The following is a 15,800-nucleotide window of genomic DNA, read 5'->3' on the forward strand; positions in this document are numbered from 1 at the left end:
GGAGAAGAGTTCGATTAGTAACACTTTGGGGGTTATGGGCGGAGGGTGTGATGCGGGAAAGCGTCCCTCACCTGCATGTCAGCAGTGGGTTTTCGGCCCGATACGGTGCCTCGCACTCCCATGATCTCGTCGCGCGGGCGTCCGAGCGCGGGATCGGGGCGCTGGCGCTGACCGACCGCGACATGGTCACCGGCACGGTGCGCTTCGCGAAGGCCGCCACAGCCGCCGGGGTGAAGCCGCTGTTCGGCGTCGACCTCGGCATCGCCCCTCATACGCCCTCCGCCGAGGCCCGCCGGCGTTCCCCGGTGCGCGGAGGAGCGCACGTAGCCGAGGCACCGTTCCGGGCCACGCTCCTCGCCAGGAACGCGACCGGGTGGGCACGGCTATGCCGACTCGTATCCGCCGTGCACGCCGAGGCCTTCGCCGCGGGTGCGCCGCCGGCAGCTTCGTGGGAGATGCTCGGCCGGTACGCGGGTGAGGGGATGGTGGTGCTGCTCGGTCCGGCGTCGGAGCCGCTACGGGCGCTCGCCGCCGGCCGCCCGGACATCGCCGAGCGGCTCCTCGCACCGTGGCAGGAGGCTGTCGGCGGCGGGCTGCGGCTGGAGGTCGTGTGCTGGGGCCTGTCCGGTACAGGCCCGGGGTCGGTACGCCTGGCCGCGCACACCCTGGCGCTCGCCGACCGCCTCGGTATCCCTGCAGTGCTGACCAACGCCGTACGGTACGCCGACCGGTCCCAGCACCGGGTCGCGGACGTCCTGGACGCGGCCCGGCTCCTGCGGCCCGTCGACCGGCGACGGCTCGACTGCGGGGAACGTTGGCTCAAGGACGGGCCGACGATGACCGAGATCGCCGAGCGGGTGGCAGCCGCGCACGGGGGCGGCCGGGCACGCGCCGTGCAGCTGCTCGCCGACACCGCGGCCGTCGCAGAGGCGTGCGAGGTCGACCCGGTGAGGGACCTGGGGCTCGGTGTCCCGCACTTCCCCGAGCCTTCCGTCGTCGGCGCAGAGGCGAGGGCGGGCGGGGCGATGCGGCTGCTGCGGCAGCGGTGCGAAAGCGGCATGGCCGCCCGCGGCCTCGACCGGGACCGCCGTTCGATGGACCAGCTCGACTACGAGCTCGGCGTCATCGGCCGCCTGCACTACGAGCCGTACTTCCTCGCCGTGGCCCAGGTCGTCGCCGATGTGCGGGACATGGGCATCCGGGTCGCCGCCCGCGGCTCCGGAGCCGGCTCCATGGTCAACCACAGCCTGTTCGTCGCCACCGCGAACCCGCTGGAGCACCACCTGCTGTTCGAAAGGTTCCTGTCCGAGCGGCGCTCGTCGCTGCCGGACATCGACATCGACGTGGAGTCCGCGCGCCGGCTGGAGGTGTACGACCGGATCATCGACCGCTTCGGGCGGGAGCGGGTCGCGGTCACCGGGATGCCCGAGACCTACCGGGCCCGGCACGCGCTGCGGGACACCGGCCTCGCGCTCGGGATCGCCCCGGCCACGGTGGACTGGATCGCGAAGTCGTTCCCGCACATCCGGGCGTGCGACATCCGCTCCGCCCTCTCCGAGCTGCCAGAGCTGCGGAAGCTCGCGGCCGATGCCGGGCGGTACGGGCCGCTGTGGGAGCTCGCCGAGAGCTTGGACGCGCTGCCGCGCGGGATCGCAATGCACCCGTGCGGCGTGATTCTCTCCAACACCAGCCTGCTGGACCGGCTGCCCGTCCAGCCCACCCCCGGCGGGGAGTACCCGATGCTCCAGGCCGACAAGGAGGACGTCGAGGACCTGGGCCTGCTCAAGCTCGACGTGCTGGGGGTGCGGATGCAGTCGGCGATGGCGCACGCCGTCACCGAGATCCGCCGCACCACCGGCAAGGCCATCGACCTCGACAACCCCGACCACGTGCCCCTGGACGACCGGTTCGCCTTCGCTCTCATCCAGGCCTCGGACACGGTGGGGATGTTCCAGCTGGAGTCCCCCGGCCAGCAGGACCTGGTCGGCCGGCTCCAGCCCCGCGGCCCGCAGGACGTCATCGCCGACATCAGCCTGTTCCGCCCGGGACCGGTGCAGGGCGGGATGCCCGCGCTCTACATCGCCGCCCGCCACGGTGCCGCCCCCACCTACCCGCACCCTGACCTGGAGCCGGTCCTGAGCGATACGTACGGGGTGACGATCTGGCACGAGCAGATCATCGGCATCCTCGCGGTGATGACCGGCTGCGACCGCGCCCTGGGCGAAGTCGCCCGCCGTGCCCTCAGCGACAAGGAGCGGCTGCCGAAGGTCGAGGCGTGGTTCCGGCAGCAGGCCGGCACCCGCGACTACAGCCCGGCGGTGCTGGACGAGGTATGGGACGTCGTCGCCTCGTTCGGCGCCTACGGGTTCTGCCGGGCCCACGCCGTCGCGTTCGCCGTGCCCGCGCTCCAGTCCGCCTGGCTCAAGGCCCACCACCCCGCCGCCCTGTACGCCGGTCTGCTGGAGCACGACCCCGGCATGTGGCCGGCCCGGGTCATCGTCGCCGACGCCCGCCGCCACGACGTCCCCGTCCTGCCCGTCGACATCAACACCTCCCAGGCCCAGTACGCGGTGGAACAGACCGGATCGGGGTGGGGCGTGCGGATCTCCCTGTCCACGATCCACGGCATCTCCGACGACGAAGTCGCCCGGATCACCGCAGGCCAGCCCTACACCTCCTTCCAGGACTTCTACGCCCGCGCCCACCCGAAACTCCCTACAGTCGAGCGCCTCATCCGCATCGGCGCCCTCGACCAGTTCAGGAGTGAGTCGACACGGCGGGACCTGCTGCTGCAGGCGGCCGAGCTCCACCGCCAAGCCCGCACCCGCCCCGGAGCCGGGCAGCTCCCGCTCACCACCGGCTTGGACACGGCCAAGCCGTCCGGGCTGCGGGAGATGACCGCCCGTGAACAGCTCGACGCCGAGCTCGGCGTCCTCAAGATCGACGTCTCACGGCACCTCATGGAAGACCACCACCGTCTGCTCCGCGAGATCGGCGCCACCGACGCCAAGCACCTGCGCGCGATGCACCCCGGGCAGCGTGTCCTGGTCGCCGGTGTCCGTGCCTCCACCCAGACCCCGCCCATCGCCTCGGGACGGAGGATCATCTTCGTCACCCTCGAAGACGGCAGCGGCCTCGTTGACCTGGCTTTCTTCGAGGACTCGCACGAGCGGTGCGCGCACACGGTCTTCCACCACGGCCTGCTCCTCGTACGCGGCACCGTCGAAGCCCGCGGGCCCCGGCGCACCATCGTCGGTGAGATGGCCTGGGACCTCGACGAGCTCGCGGCCGCCCGCGCGACCCACGGGCCGCAGGCCGTTCTCGACCTCCTCGGCCAGGCCGCCGCGCCGACGCCCGCTCAGCCCGCGCCAGGGCGGACGATCCCCGACGGCACCGCAGGCGCGCGCCTGCACCCCTGGAGCGACCTGCAACCCGCCGGAACCCGGTCGGCCGACCTCACCCGCTTCGGACACCGCAGCCCCGGGAGCCCGGGATGAACACCACAAGCCGGCAGCGGCCGCGCGCGATCCTGCGGGTTCACTTCCACCCTGCCGAGCGGACCGAGGAGTTGTACGGGCAGCTGCTCACGGTCGTCGACAGCATCAGCTCCCGCGTGGAGCCCCTGTCGGCCGACTGGTCCGCCTACGTCGACCTCACCGGCGCCCTGTCCTACTGGGGCCGCGACGTCGAGGGCCTGGTCGCCGTGCTCAGGCTGCGCCTGCTCGCCCTTCACGGCGTCCAGTGCTCCGCCGGCGCCGGACCCACCCGCTCCATCGCGGCCATGGCCGCCGACATCACCCCGTCGGGAGCCGCAACCGTGGTGCGAGACGAGCCTTACGAGATCGCCGCGTTCCTGCGCACCAAACCGGCCTCCGCCCTCCCCGGCATCGGCCCCAAGACCGCCCGCGCCCTCTCCCGCTACGGCATCACCAGTGTCGGCGACATCGCCGACACTCAGCTCTCCACCCTCCAGCGCATCCTCGGGACTACCGCGGCACGGCTGGCCCTCGAACGGGCACACGGGATCGACGAACGCGCAGTCGTCCCGGGGGCAGCCCCCAGAAGCATGAGCGCGGGTCACCGCTTCGCCCGCGACGAACTCGACTCCGACCGGCACCAGCGCGCGGTGCTCGGCCTGGTCCAGGAGCTCGGCGGCCGACTGCGTACGAGCGGCGAGATCGCCCAGGCGCTCACGCTCACCGTGACCTACGCCGACCGCACCCAGACCAGCCGAAACCGCCGCCTCGCCGAACCAACCGCCCATACCCCAACACTGACCGCCACCACCCGCGAACTCCTCACCGGGCTTGGCCTCCAGCGCGCCCGCGTACGTACGCTGACCATCCGGGCAGAACGGCTGCAACCTGCCGAACACGCCGTTCGTCAACTCACCCTCGACCACGCCGTTGACAAGGCCCTGCTCATCGAAGCCGTCCAGGACCGTGCCCGGCAACGGTACGGAAGGGACGTCATCAAGCCCGCACGCCTCGCGCGCAGGCCGGGCATGAGAAATAGCAGGTGAGGGACGTTGACTTCTAGGCGTGCCGGGTTGGGTGGAAGGCCGGAAGTCTGGTGTGCCTTCCGGGCATGCGAAGGACGGTGGTTTGCTCAGCCCTGCGGCAGATCCTCAGCGGCCTTCTCCAGGTACCGGAGATCAGTGGAGCCGATACTCGAGACTTCGGAGACTTCCTCCACCGGCTCACCCTCACGGACTGCGGCCACGGCTTCGAGTTCGACATCTACTCGCGCTGCGTCAGCGGCTGCCTCGGCGGTGCGCTGATGTTGAGCCGCCAACTCGACGGAAGAGATCTTGTCCATGAGCCTCATGTTCACATAAAGGTGGATGGCCAAGCCGTCCGCAGCGAGTGGTGCGTGGCAGCTGGTAGAGAGCGGTTGAACTGCGGTCATCCTGCGGTAGAAATGGGTGCCGGTGTGCGTGACGGCCCCTTCGCTTCCCGCAGGTGGTGGGGGCATCTGTCATTCCAGCCTTTGCTGGTCGGAAGGCCCTCAACTTGTCGCATGTAATTGGTCGTTTAAGAACGAGGTGAGGGCATAGGCACGTGGGTAATCCCGGCCGCGTTTCTCGACTCCGCGCTCCTGTTCTGTGTCCCGTCGTCGTCACTTGCGAAGCGAACATACCGCGCCCGGCGAGGATCACGTTTCCGGCGGCTGATGGCCGGATATTTCCTGACAGGAGTCTCGACGCGGACCCTCGCCTGACCTACTGTCAGCACAAACGCAGCGGACTGTCGGCTGGGGGAGCCGTGCCGCGTCCGCTCACGAGCGAGGGGGCTCGCCATGCCGCATCCGAAGGCCCAGTACCTGCCCGGTGACACTCCGCCCGACCTGCCCGGACAGGTTGACAGGCGCATCCGCTCTCGCCTGGACGGCAGCCACCTTCCCGATGCGCACGATCTGGTCGGCATGCTGGTTACGGCACTGCGGGCCGAAGTCCCGGTGGCGCTGCCCGCCAACCCTGCGACGCTCGCGAACGACACCGAGGTGTTCCAGGAGACCGCGAGAAGCCTGCTGGGCGCCCCGGGGGCCCTGAACGCCGATCTCGGGCTGTTCCCGGCTAACCTTCGGGCGCACGCCATGGCGGCAATCAGCCAGCAGGACCCGATCTACGGCGCCTACACGCCGGCTCAGGCCGCGACGCTCTTGGAGCCGTTCCTGGATCGGATCGCCCGACAGTTGGTTCTCGACTGGTACCAGCAGTCGGCGCTGCGCGTCCGGCCCAGCGACGACATCGTCACGCTCTTCCATCGGTTCGCGACCCTGGCCGCGCTCGGCGCCACCGGCCCGCAGGACGCGATCGGTGCTGCCTATCTGGCGGCTCACCCTCAGTCGCCGACCTTCCAACCCGTGCTCCCGCAGAAGGTCAAAGAGGCTCTCACCGAGGGCCTCGGCCGACTGGAGTCCGTCCGCACAGCGCTGCAGGGCGCGGGCTCGGTGTCGTTACGGAACGGGGTCGACGCCCGCTGGTCCACGAACCCGCTGGTGGAGGCGGCTGCTTCCGAGCTCGACGATGAGAAGACCAGCCTTGTCACGGAGAAGGCCCTGCCGTCGACCGTCAAGAACATCAAGGCTGCGCTGCACGCCCTCACCAACATCGTGGACCCGGGCGCGCACGCGGGGTTGCCGCGCCCCCGCTTCACCGTGGTCAAGGCGGCTGGGCGGGACCAGAACATCCGGGCGTACACCGAGGCTGGCGGGGTGAGCGTCACCATCGGACAGTTCGACGGGGCCGACGTGGTCGCCCATGAGGTGGGGCACGTGTTGGAGAACGTGCTGCCTCTGGGCTGCTGGCTCGACCTCATGCGGCTGCTGCAGGGCCGACACGCCGTGGCGGGCGGGGGCGACACGCTGCTGCCGCTGCACCCGGGGGCCGCGGACACCACGCTCGCGAAGGAATGCGCGTATCGGTCTGTAATGCCGGCCTATCCCTCCCGTAGCGGCGACCGTGGCAGCTACGCCGCCCGGGTGTACGGCGGCGACAGCCCCACGGAAGTGATGTCCACCGCCCTTGAGATGCTCGTCGTTCTGAAAAGCGCCAAGACTCTGCTGTTCGACGATCCGCAAGTGCTGGCGATCGTGCTGCGGTGGCTCACCGGCCCCGGCGGCGTCGCGGGCAACACCCAGCTTCTCACCGTGGCCCTGCCCACCGCTATGTGACACCGGCCGCAGCGCGGTCCGCGTCCAGCATGCACCGGTTGGATGAGGTTTATTGCAGTCGACGAACCGGGATCAACGACCTGGCTCTCCATCAGGAGCGGGCGGCCCGATACTCGGTTTGGGCAAAGTCTTCAGCTCGCGGTACGGATGCCGGCGTCACAGCGGGAGAGTTATTCCGAGTTCCTGCATGGCGGTGGAGGGCGGGCCGCCTTCAGATCGTTCGGTCTTATAGCCCTTAGTACCGGCGGCCAGGGTGCGGGGGTCGACGGCTTCGGCGGGGGCACCGGTGGCGTAGAGGCCTTGGGGCTGGGTGTCGCGGTCGTGCGGAAGAAGCCAGAAGACTCGGCGGCGGAAGGTGCCGGAGGAGCGGGAGGCTTTGGCCTGGGGGCCCAGGAGGGCGTAGCCGATCATGCGGCCGTCGCGGTGATAGGGGGGCTTACCGCGACGGGTCGAGAGGCGGTCCAGGCTCTGACGGACGTAGTCGAGGCCGACGGTTTCTTCGAGCCAGACGAGTTCGATCTCGTGGCTGATCTCGTCCTCGGTGATCAGGGAACTCATGCGGTCGCCTGCCTCTCGTGCTCGGGGAGTAGTCCGATGCCCGGGTAGTACTTGCGCTGGTTGGACAGGATCATTTCCTTCGGAGATGCCAGGCCGGCGAGTTCGCGGGCGCGGGCGGCGAAGGCGCGTGAGGTCATGGCGGGTGCGCCTTCTTCCTGGCACCAGGTGCGGTAGGCGGCGTAGAGACCGGTCTGCTCGGCCCGTAGGTCGGGGCCGAGGGTGCAGGACTCTTCGAAGAAGCGGCCGGTGTGGTCTTCGGTTTCGGCGTAGGCGGTGGTGGCGATGCGGACGCGTTCGGGTCCGGTGAGGTCTTTGTCACCGGCGAGATAGCGACGGGCGCCGTCGATGAGCCAGCCGAGGATCCCGGGGCCTTCTTCGGTGACGAGGATGTCGGCGAGGTTGTCGATTTTGCGGTCGTCGGAGACGACGCGGGTGAAGGGGATCAGGCGCATGCGGCGCCAGAAGGCGAATCCGCCGGTGCCAACCTCAGGTCGGTGGTTGCCCAAGAGCCAGAGTTTGTGGGTGGGCTGAAAGCTGAAGAAGTCCTGACGCATGCGGCGTGCCTTGATGCGGTCTCCGCCGGTCAGCAGTTTGACGCGGGCCTCGTCGAACTTGTCTCCGTGCTTGACCTCGGAGCAGACGATGACGCGGCGTCCGTGGAGCTCGGCGAGGTCGGTGGGGTGGCCTTCGTAGGGGCGTGCCATGAGGAAGCCGGGAGGGGCTGCGTCGGCGTAGTCGCCGAGGAGTTTCATGAGGACGTCGAGGAGGACGGACTTACCGTTCTTTCCGGAGCCGAAGAGGAAGGGCAAAATCTGCCCTCCGACGTCGCCGGTGACGGAGTATCCGAGGAGGAGTTGGAGGAACGCGATCATCTCGGTGCCTTCGGCGTCGTCGCCGAAGGTGTCGGTGAGGAAGCGGTTCCATCGGGGGGTCGGGTTAGGGCGGGGCCCGACGGAGGTGGAGCGGGAGTGGAAGTCCTTGTTCGGGTCCGGGGTCTTCAACAGGCCGGTGCGGAGGTCGACGATGCCGTCGGGGGTGCACAGGGCATAGGCGTCGGCGTCGAGCCGTGCGGCGTTGAGGACCATACCCGGGGCTGATTTCGCCTGGGTGAGCATGGCGTTCATGCCTGTGGTGGACAGGGCGCGGCGGCGGTGCTGCTGGAGCGCCTGGGTGGTGTAGAGGCCGCGGGGGTCGCTGGAGGCGATGCTTTCGGCGAGGTCACCTGCGGCCCAGACGACGGTGTCGTCCTCGTCGATCTGCCAGCGGGTGGTGTCCCACCTGTACCAGCCCATGCCGGGGACGTGCCGGTAGTCGTTGGCGTAGAGCTTGACGAAGAGTTTGGCGTTGCCCCGGTCGGTGAGGGTGTCCGGCAGCAGCCCGTGCTGGGTTGCCTCCCCGGAGCTGGCAGCTGCGGGTGTTGTGAGGGCCTGGGCCGGCAGCGGCAGGGGGCCTTGCTCGCGGATCTGTGCAGCGACAAGTTGCGGGTCGAAGTGGAAGAGCATGTTGTCGTTGCCGGGTGATGTCATCGGACGCTCCCGGAGTACAGCGGGCGCTTGAGCCCGGCAGCCATGCCGCTGCGGATGATCTGTTCGGCCCGGTGTTCCTGGCCGGGGCGGGCGGCGGCCGCGGTCTGCAGGAGGAGGTCCTCGGCTTCCTTCTGGGAGAGGCGGCTTGCGGCGACCAGGCCCCCGAGGGTGTAGGCGGCGCGGTTGAGGATGTCGGAGAACCCCGCTCCCTCGGCGACTTGGCCGCATGCTTCGACCGGGGCGAGCACGGAGGCGAGGATGTTGTGGGTGTGGTGGCGGCCTCCGCCCGCGGCGATGACGGCCTGCTGCGCGCGTGGGGGTACGGCGCGTGGGGCGGGGACGTCCAAGGCGGGCAGGTGGCCGGTGCGTTCGAGTTCCTGGGCCAGCCAGTCGGGGAGGACGGAAGGGCGGCGTACCGGGCCGAGCGGTGTGTAGGTGCCGGTGGTCGTGGTGGTGCCGGGCGCGACGATGTAGCCGCCGTTGGCCCGGACATCTACCTGCCAGGCCAGAGCGCGCCCTGGGCTGGAGCCGCTGGAGCACTGCCAGGAGCGGCTGTCCCCCACTCGGTACCAGACGTGGAGTCCGCCGGATGGTGTCCGCACGCGCAGGGTGTTGGTGTCGTCTGCCGGGCTGGGCATGTCGCGCAGGGCCGCGAGTAGGGCGATGGTGTGGAAGCCGTTGGTGAGGCCGGCAAGGTTGACCTGGTCGCTGATGGGGATGCCCGGCAGGATCCTGTCGCGGCTGGGAGGCTTCGTCGCGTGGGCGTCGATGTCAATGACGACCAGACCTGCGGGACCGCAGGCAACACCAGTACCGAACTGAGGGTTGTTGCTCCACCATCGGTCGATACGGCGCTGGTCTAGCGTCGCCGCGTGGAAACTGTGGCACCACCGGCCCTCGGACGGGCAGGTGCACCCTGCGTGGGAGTGACCGGGGCGGCGGCATGCCTCACAGTTCGCCGCAGGAGTCTTACGGCCAGGGGCCAGGGGGTGCACCGGCCAGCCCTGACGGGCACACCACCTCGCCGTAGCAAGTGGCACAGCAGCGACTGAAGGAAGCAAGCCTTCATCCCGTGGGTCGCTGGGGGAAAAGCGCAGGTCAGCAGGCATCAACACCCCCTCAAAGCGACCGAAGCGACTGAATAACAAACACACCTTAGCGAACTGCCGCCCAGTACTCGCGCTGCCGTGACAAGAAGGGCGCGTCTCCCGTCGGCGAGCTAACGAGACTGCGTGCCTGAGCAGCGACCGAACTGACTACGCAGCGACCGGGGACTTTGGTCGCTGCTCACCAGCTTTCAGAAAACTGCAGCTCAGGGCCATGAAGTTGCCGCAACAGCGACTGAAGCGACTGAAGCTCGCTATATATGACGCACACGCGCACACAGGAGTTCTTGATATATGACGAAGTCCGGTCGCTTCGGTCGCTGTTCCACCGCACTGCCCCTTCCTGAGCTGCGGTTTCTTCGTTTCCTGGGGGAGCGACCGAACCAGCTGTCAGTCGCTCAGCTTGAGTCGCTGAACCAACCCAGCGACTCAAGCGACTCAACCCAAGGCACTCTCCAGAGCAAGCTGTACGCCGGTCGGCCCGGGCGCAGCGTAAGCAAGGGGGATGAGGATCACCAGGGCTTCGGAGCCGTCGACGGGCAGAGCGTCGGCTGGGGCGCTGCTCCACGAGCAGCGCGCCCGTACGCCGACCGGGGCCGGCCTTCGAATGTCATCGCTCTCCCATGCACCAGCCGACTGGTGCATGGGCTGCCGGGCAGGACAACTAGGAGCATGAGCAGCAGGAACAGGAGCAGCGCGAGGGCCGTGGGCGGGTGCTAGACCTCGAGGAAGGCCACAACCACGACGGTCTTGAGCGTGGTCACCCAATACAAGAGCCGGACGCGTTCGACGTCATCGACGTACTGGCCCAGCAGTGGTCCGGGCTGTCGCCGGGGAGGAGTTCGCCGGCGTCGAGGTCGATGGAGAGGACGACCAGGGCGCGGTCCAGGGCGTGGAGCTCGGCCTCGCTGGTGATGGAGTCCAGCTGCTTGGCGGCGGAGTCGGAGAACGCGATGCGGGCGCGGCGGCGTGGGCCGTACGGTGCGGGCGTCAGGCGACGGCCGGGCGCTGGGCAGCGAGCCGGGCGAGGTGTGTCTCGCACAGCTCCTCCCACGGCGTGCAGTCCTCCACGGTGGGCAGGCCGTTGGTGGCGATGTCCTCTAGGACGGCGGCGAGCTGGTCGGCGCTCTCGCGTGTCCGGGCCGCGTACGCGCGCAGTCCGTCAGCGGCGTCGGGCTCCAGCTGCTGCCGGACGGTGGTGTCGCCGGGGACCGGCTGTTCGCTCATCGGGGCCTCCTGGGCGCGAACGGGTGTGTGCCACCACGGTATCGGGCAGCCGCAGCCCCCGGGGCCACTCCGTGCGACCCGGCCGGGAGCGTGCCAGGTGCATCACATGCCGAGCGAGGAGTCGACGTCGCCGATGCTCTCGCGGGCCAGCTCTGTCATGTCGTCCTCGATGGCGGGGAACTCCTCGGTGTCGAGCAGTCCGGCCGGTGACGGTGTCAATGACCACCACCACCGGGGAACCGTACTGCCTGACGGCTGCCGAGCGGGATCAGACAGCCGACGTATAGCGGACAATGGTGTCCTCGCACGGCCCCTCGGCATACCCCATCAGCACCTGAAGCTCGCGATCGTCCGCAGCGAGGTCCCAGCGGAGCTTGGTGGCCACCCACTCCGTACCGGCACTGCACCTGCGCAGACGGCGGCATCCAGTCCGCCGGATCCTGGTCGCTCTTAGACCGGTTGGTGCGCGCCGTCACCGCCACGAGCGAGACGTCCGCGCCTTGGTCGTTCGCGTATGCCTCCCGCCGCGCCGCCGTCCAGGCCGAGGCCCCGGAATCCCAGGCCTCGGCGAGCGGGACCATGTGATCGATGTCCAGGGAGCCAGCGCTGGTGACCTCCTGGCCGTCGTAGTAGCTCACCCAGGTGCCGCCGGTCAGCTTGCAGTCGGCCTCCACCGTCGGCGCCACCACCGCCTCGGCCAGGAGCACTTCGTCGCGGGTGTTGCCCCCGTCGGACTTGTCGTCGCCGGAGTTCCAGTGCTTGAACTTGCTGCGGGTGTAGCCGGTACGGTCCTTCTCGGTCACCTGCACCAGGCCGACCGCGTCGAACAGCGTCGTCACCTCCGCCGCCGAAGCAGCCGAAGCGGCAGGGAAGGAAAGAGAGGGAAGAAGGGCAAGGGAGAGCACGCCGAAGGTGCGCGCAAGGTTTTTGATCACCACGGCGTTCTACCGGCCGTACTCTGTCCCCGGTGAGGTCCTGCGCCGGGCGGTCACCCGCCCGGGGGAAGAGGTTCATCGGAGAAACGCTCCGCCAGACCCGTCGTCCCGGAGAGCTCCGTGGGGCGGGGCCCAGTACCGGCGGCAGGGCCGCCACGGGCGCCAGGGGCCCGAGCCGTACTCCAGGAGATCCCGGACCTGTCCCGCACATCCATACGGCACGGTCTGCCCCAGACTCTATCCAGCGCGGCCGGAGCAATCGCTATCGGCGGCCCAAGGTTGTCATCCGGTGGATCCGCCTCCGCTCACCGCACCGCCTTCGACCGCGCCACCGGTCTGGAAGTTGTTACCGACACAATTAGCCGTCCCGATGACTCCCGAGCAGTTCGCTACGTTGTCTACGCCGACATCGACGAGCGGAGATCCGAGGCCTCCGCACTGGTTGGCGGGAGCAGCCACCGGGACAGCCGCCACGAGGTCGCTCACCGTGCCTGCGGCGAACCCTGTGGGAGCAAACGCCCGGGCCCCGCCCTCGTTGGCACAGCGGTTGTCGTGGGCGCTGTTTCCGATGCCGATGACGTCGGTCGCGCTCGCCGGCGCGGGAAGCGCCACAGGGATCAGGGCAGCCGACGCTACGACACCCAAGCTCAGGGCCACGCGAGGAGTATTCACACCACGAGAACGAGAGCCCACCCAACTGGTGACGAGCGCTGCCCCGCAGTCACGACCGGATGAGTACCCGGCCCGGTCGGCACACCCCGAAAGGCTGCGCACCCTCGGCCAGCTCGGCTCGGGCACGCTCCGCACTGACCTGACCTCCGTGCGGTCGGTCAGCGGTTCCTCAGGCCGCGACGCGGGTGCTTCGAGCTCCCGAGGCAGCAGGTCTTCCAGCCTCTGCCGGTACGGGTGGTCAGTCCCCAGCCTTCGAGGTGGCCGAGCTGGTATGCGACGGAGCTGGTGGAGGAGGGGCCGACGCGTTCACCGATCTGCCGTATCGAGCGGGATCTGCCGGCGCCGTTCGCTCGGATCACCGGCACGGTCCTCTACGACAGCCATTTGATCCGGATGCGTACCCGGATCCGCTGACATCTCGTCCCGTGACGGCTCCGGCCCGTTCCCCTCGGGGCATCGCTCCTGGGTGGTTTCTCAGAGGGTGCGCATGACTGTGACGACCTTGCCGAGGATGGTCGCGCCATCTCCGGGGATCGGCTGGTAGGCCGGGTTGTGGGGCATGAGCAGTACCTGGCCGTTCTGCCGGTGGAGCCGCTTGACGGTGGCTTTGTCGTCCAGGAGGGCGGCGACGATGTCGCCGTGCCGGGCGGTGGGGCTCTGCTGGACGACGACGTAGTCCCCGTCGCAGATGGCGGCGTCGATCATGCTGTCGCCGACGACCCGGAGGGCGAAGAGGCGCCCCTCCCCCACCAGCTGGCGGGGCAGCGTGTAGACGTCCTCGACCGCTTCCTCCGCGAGGATCGGCGTACCGGCCGCGATCCTCCCCAGCAGCGGGACGTCCGCCGTCCGGAAGTCGGGGAGCGGGATGGTGCCGTGGACGAGGTCGGTCCAGCGGGCGCGGACGCGGTAGGCGCGCGGCCGGTGCGGGTCGCGGTAGAGGAAGCCCTTGCGCTCCAGTGACATCAGCTGATGGGACACCGAAGAGCTGCTCTTCAGCCCGACGGCCTGCCCGATCTCCCGCATCGACGGCGGATAGCCGCGCGAGGCGACCTGTTGCTCGATGAAGTGGATGATGGCCGCCTGTCGGCTGGTCAGCCCCACCCGGTTGGCCCGGGTCCCCGGCGGCCGACCCGCCCTGCCCTTCGCCTCGACAACCTGCATCTGGCGCCCCCTCCCTGACGGGATCTTGCTTTCGGGGACACTAACCCGCCAACCACCGCATAGGGAACACTGTTGCGATTCCCGACATGAGCAGGGTCAGGGCCGTGACCTGCCGTGGTGAGTTCTCCGGAGCCCATGGTGTGTGGCCGCCTCCCCCGGCAGGCGCGGCGTGGTGAGTTCCCGTGGGGAGTCACCTCGGTGCGGGGTCCCATCCGTGCTGAGTAGGGAGCCCGGCCGTGGTGAGCAGGCGGCCGGACCGTGGTGAGTAGGAGGTCGGCCCGTGGTGAGTTGAAACGGAACTCACCACCGGGAGTTCCAGCGCCGCGCCCAGTTGGAACCTGGGGCATGGTGAGTGGCTGCGAGAGCGGCCGGAGTTCCAACTCGGCGAGCCGCTCGTTCCAGGTTCATCTTCCGGCCGGGCCCTGGAGTTCCAGTCCCGTCAGCCTCTGGGGCGATCATCACTGCAGAGGCCGTCTAGCCGTTCCAACTCAGGCCCGGCATCGTCCTTCGAGGAAGAGCTGCACCGGGACCGAGCCTGGGTCAGAGTTGGAAAATTGCAGGTCAGCTCGTTCCAACTCGCGATTCCAACGTCGAGCCCCTGGTCGGCGGGCCGTCGAGCCTGCAGGGCCGTCCCGTCGGGTGGCCGCTCTGTTCCAGCGTGCTGAGTACGCCCGTCTGCCGGTCTTGTGACGTGCGAGCACCATCGCAGGCGTCCACTCCCCCGTCGCCCCGTCCGCTTTCCAACGCGGTGACGGGTTGGAAAACGGCCGGGTTCAGTGACGTACGGCAGTCTGCTTCTCAGCGCGCTTGATGTCGCCGAGGTACTTCCGCACCGTTCCAACGGTGTAATCCGTGCCCTCGGCAAGCAGCGGCGCGAGGGCATTCGCCGACCTCGCACGCTCCTCCGCAGGCAGCTCCCGGTAGCGGGCGGCCACCACCTCCGCGCCCGACAGCACCCTCTCCTCGTGCGTCGGGGCCTCCTCCTCCACCAGCTCCACCGGCTCCACCCGCTTCCGCGCCGGTTCTTCATCACCGTCACCAGGAGGTGCGTGGGCAGGCGTCCGGTCCGCACCATGGGGCTCGGGAAGCCTGATCTGCACGACGCGACGGCCCTGTCCGGTCCGGTCCGCCCTCGCCCCGCCGCTACTGCCAGCGGCCGCGCCGACGGGGGCGTTGGAATGAGAGTTGGAAGAGGAGGGCTGCTCCTCGGGTGCGTTGTCCCGGGTCGCTTCGTTCCAGGATTCCACCTCTTCCAACGTGGCCTGAGGGGCACCACCCGAGGGGGTCTCCTGGGCAGTGCCGAACCAGGCGCTGGTCCCGGCCGTCTGTCCCGGCGCCCGCTCCCCCAGCGGGGCTGCTTCCGACTGCGGGTCGGGCTCAGTAGGCCGGGAGCCCATGGGGTCCTCGCTCCCGGTCTCCTGCTGGAGGCGCTCGGTCACCGACTCAGGTGCCCGGTACTGGAGCCGGAGCTCGTCGACCACGGGCTCCAGCAGCAGCGCGGGGAGCGGCCCGCCAGTTGTGGGGTCGGTGATGTCGTACAGCGCGAGGAACAACGCGAACTGCCGCGCATCGGGGACGCCCCCGCGCTGCTGAATGAACGCCGCGGCGGCCGCCACGTAGTCCAGGTCCGGCAGCACCGGCACCGGCCGCTGCGCCGCTGATGCCTCACGTACGGCTTCGGCCTCACTCACCACCGGTACCTCGCCTGCGGCCGCGGCGGGCTGCTGGGCGTCGTCGGCCCACTCCCCCGCCCGCTGGCGGCCGATGCGGAGCACCGGTTCGCTTCCGGCATCGACCCGTCCCAGCGTGACGTGCTCGGGTTCGTGGATGCCGGCGGCTGCGAGGCCGGCCGGGGCGGTCTCGGCGAGCGGGACGCCGTACTTCGCCAGCCGCAGCGGCATCATCGCCTCGACCGGCGCCTTACGGCGCCAGTTGCGGCC

At 69.4% G+C, this 15,800-nt stretch carries 10 protein-coding genes and 3 pseudogenes; 3 read left to right on the forward strand and 10 right to left on the reverse strand.

The window, feature by feature from the left end; genetic code table 11:
- Positions 1-50: 50 nt before the first annotated feature.
- Positions 51-3,497, forward strand: coding sequence for a DNA polymerase III subunit alpha (locus tag ACFWRT_RS35850; RefSeq protein WP_380955383.1), 3,447 nt, complete (start codon positions 51-53; stop codon positions 3,495-3,497).
- Complete coding sequence (locus tag ACFWRT_RS35855; protein ID WP_380955384.1) at positions 3,494-4,522, forward strand: DNA polymerase Y family protein; 1,029 nt, start codon at positions 3,494-3,496, stop codon at positions 4,520-4,522. Before ACFWRT_RS35850 ends, ACFWRT_RS35855 begins: the two co-directional genes overlap by 4 nt.
- A gap of 86 nt (positions 4,523-4,608) precedes the next feature.
- Here the strand turns inward: ACFWRT_RS35855 and ACFWRT_RS35860 are convergent, their stop codons facing one another.
- The gene (locus ACFWRT_RS35860) at positions 4,609-4,818 is read right to left on the reverse strand and encodes a hypothetical protein (RefSeq protein WP_380955386.1); all 210 of its coding nucleotides are present in this window, start codon (positions 4,816-4,818) and stop codon (positions 4,609-4,611) included.
- 480 nt (positions 4,819-5,298) lie between these two features.
- Here ACFWRT_RS35860 and ACFWRT_RS35865 point away from each other — a divergent pair, with 480 nt between their 5' ends.
- Positions 5,299-6,675 carry a hypothetical protein gene (locus tag ACFWRT_RS35865; protein WP_380955387.1) on the forward strand — a complete coding sequence of 459 codons (1,377 nt, stop codon included), beginning with the start codon at positions 5,299-5,301 and terminating at the stop codon, positions 6,673-6,675.
- 156 nt (positions 6,676-6,831) lie between these two features.
- Here ACFWRT_RS35865 and ACFWRT_RS35870 read toward each other — a convergent pair whose 3' ends face one another.
- The 9 genes and pseudogenes from ACFWRT_RS35870 to ACFWRT_RS35910 all read right to left on the reverse strand — a co-directional run.
- Complete coding sequence (locus ACFWRT_RS35870; protein WP_380955389.1) at positions 6,832-7,233, reverse strand: DUF6009 family protein; 402 nt, start codon at positions 7,231-7,233, stop codon at positions 6,832-6,834.
- On the reverse strand, positions 7,230-8,759 hold the full coding sequence (locus ACFWRT_RS35875; RefSeq protein ID WP_380955391.1) for a DNA primase family protein: 1,530 nt from the start codon (positions 8,757-8,759) through the stop codon (positions 7,230-7,232). Before ACFWRT_RS35875 ends, ACFWRT_RS35870 begins: the two co-directional genes overlap by 4 nt.
- Positions 8,756-9,868, reverse strand: a complete 1,113-nt coding sequence (locus ACFWRT_RS35880; protein WP_380955393.1) for a bifunctional DNA primase/polymerase — start codon at positions 9,866-9,868, stop codon at positions 8,756-8,758. Before ACFWRT_RS35880 ends, ACFWRT_RS35875 begins: the two co-directional genes overlap by 4 nt.
- 713 nt (positions 9,869-10,581) lie before the next feature.
- Positions 10,582-10,859: pseudogene (locus ACFWRT_RS35885) on the reverse strand (hypothetical protein).
- Positions 10,856-11,092 (reverse strand): hypothetical protein, encoded by a 237-nt coding sequence (locus ACFWRT_RS35890; protein ID WP_380955395.1) that lies wholly within the window; start codon positions 11,090-11,092, stop codon positions 10,856-10,858. Before ACFWRT_RS35890 ends, ACFWRT_RS35885 begins: the two are co-directional and overlap by 4 nt.
- Before the next feature lie 268 nt (positions 11,093-11,360).
- Positions 11,361-12,027, reverse strand: a pseudogene (locus ACFWRT_RS35895) (HNH endonuclease family protein).
- Between the two features lie 282 nt (positions 12,028-12,309).
- Positions 12,310-12,684 carry a hypothetical protein gene (locus tag ACFWRT_RS35900; protein WP_380955396.1) on the reverse strand — a complete coding sequence of 125 codons (375 nt, stop codon included), beginning with the start codon at positions 12,682-12,684 and terminating at the stop codon, positions 12,310-12,312.
- Positions 12,685-13,173: 489 nt separating this feature from the next.
- Positions 13,174-13,860 (reverse strand): transcriptional repressor LexA, encoded by a 687-nt coding sequence (lexA, locus tag ACFWRT_RS35905; RefSeq protein WP_380955397.1) that lies wholly within the window; start codon positions 13,858-13,860, stop codon positions 13,174-13,176.
- A 773-nt stretch (positions 13,861-14,633) separates the two neighbouring features.
- Positions 14,634-15,800 (reverse strand): annotated as a pseudogene (locus ACFWRT_RS35910) (hypothetical protein); the annotation flags it as partial.

The organism is Streptomyces cyaneofuscatus (genome assembly GCF_042718795.1).
Lineage (GTDB): Bacteria > Actinomycetota > Actinomycetes > Streptomycetales > Streptomycetaceae > Streptomyces > Streptomyces cyaneofuscatus_A.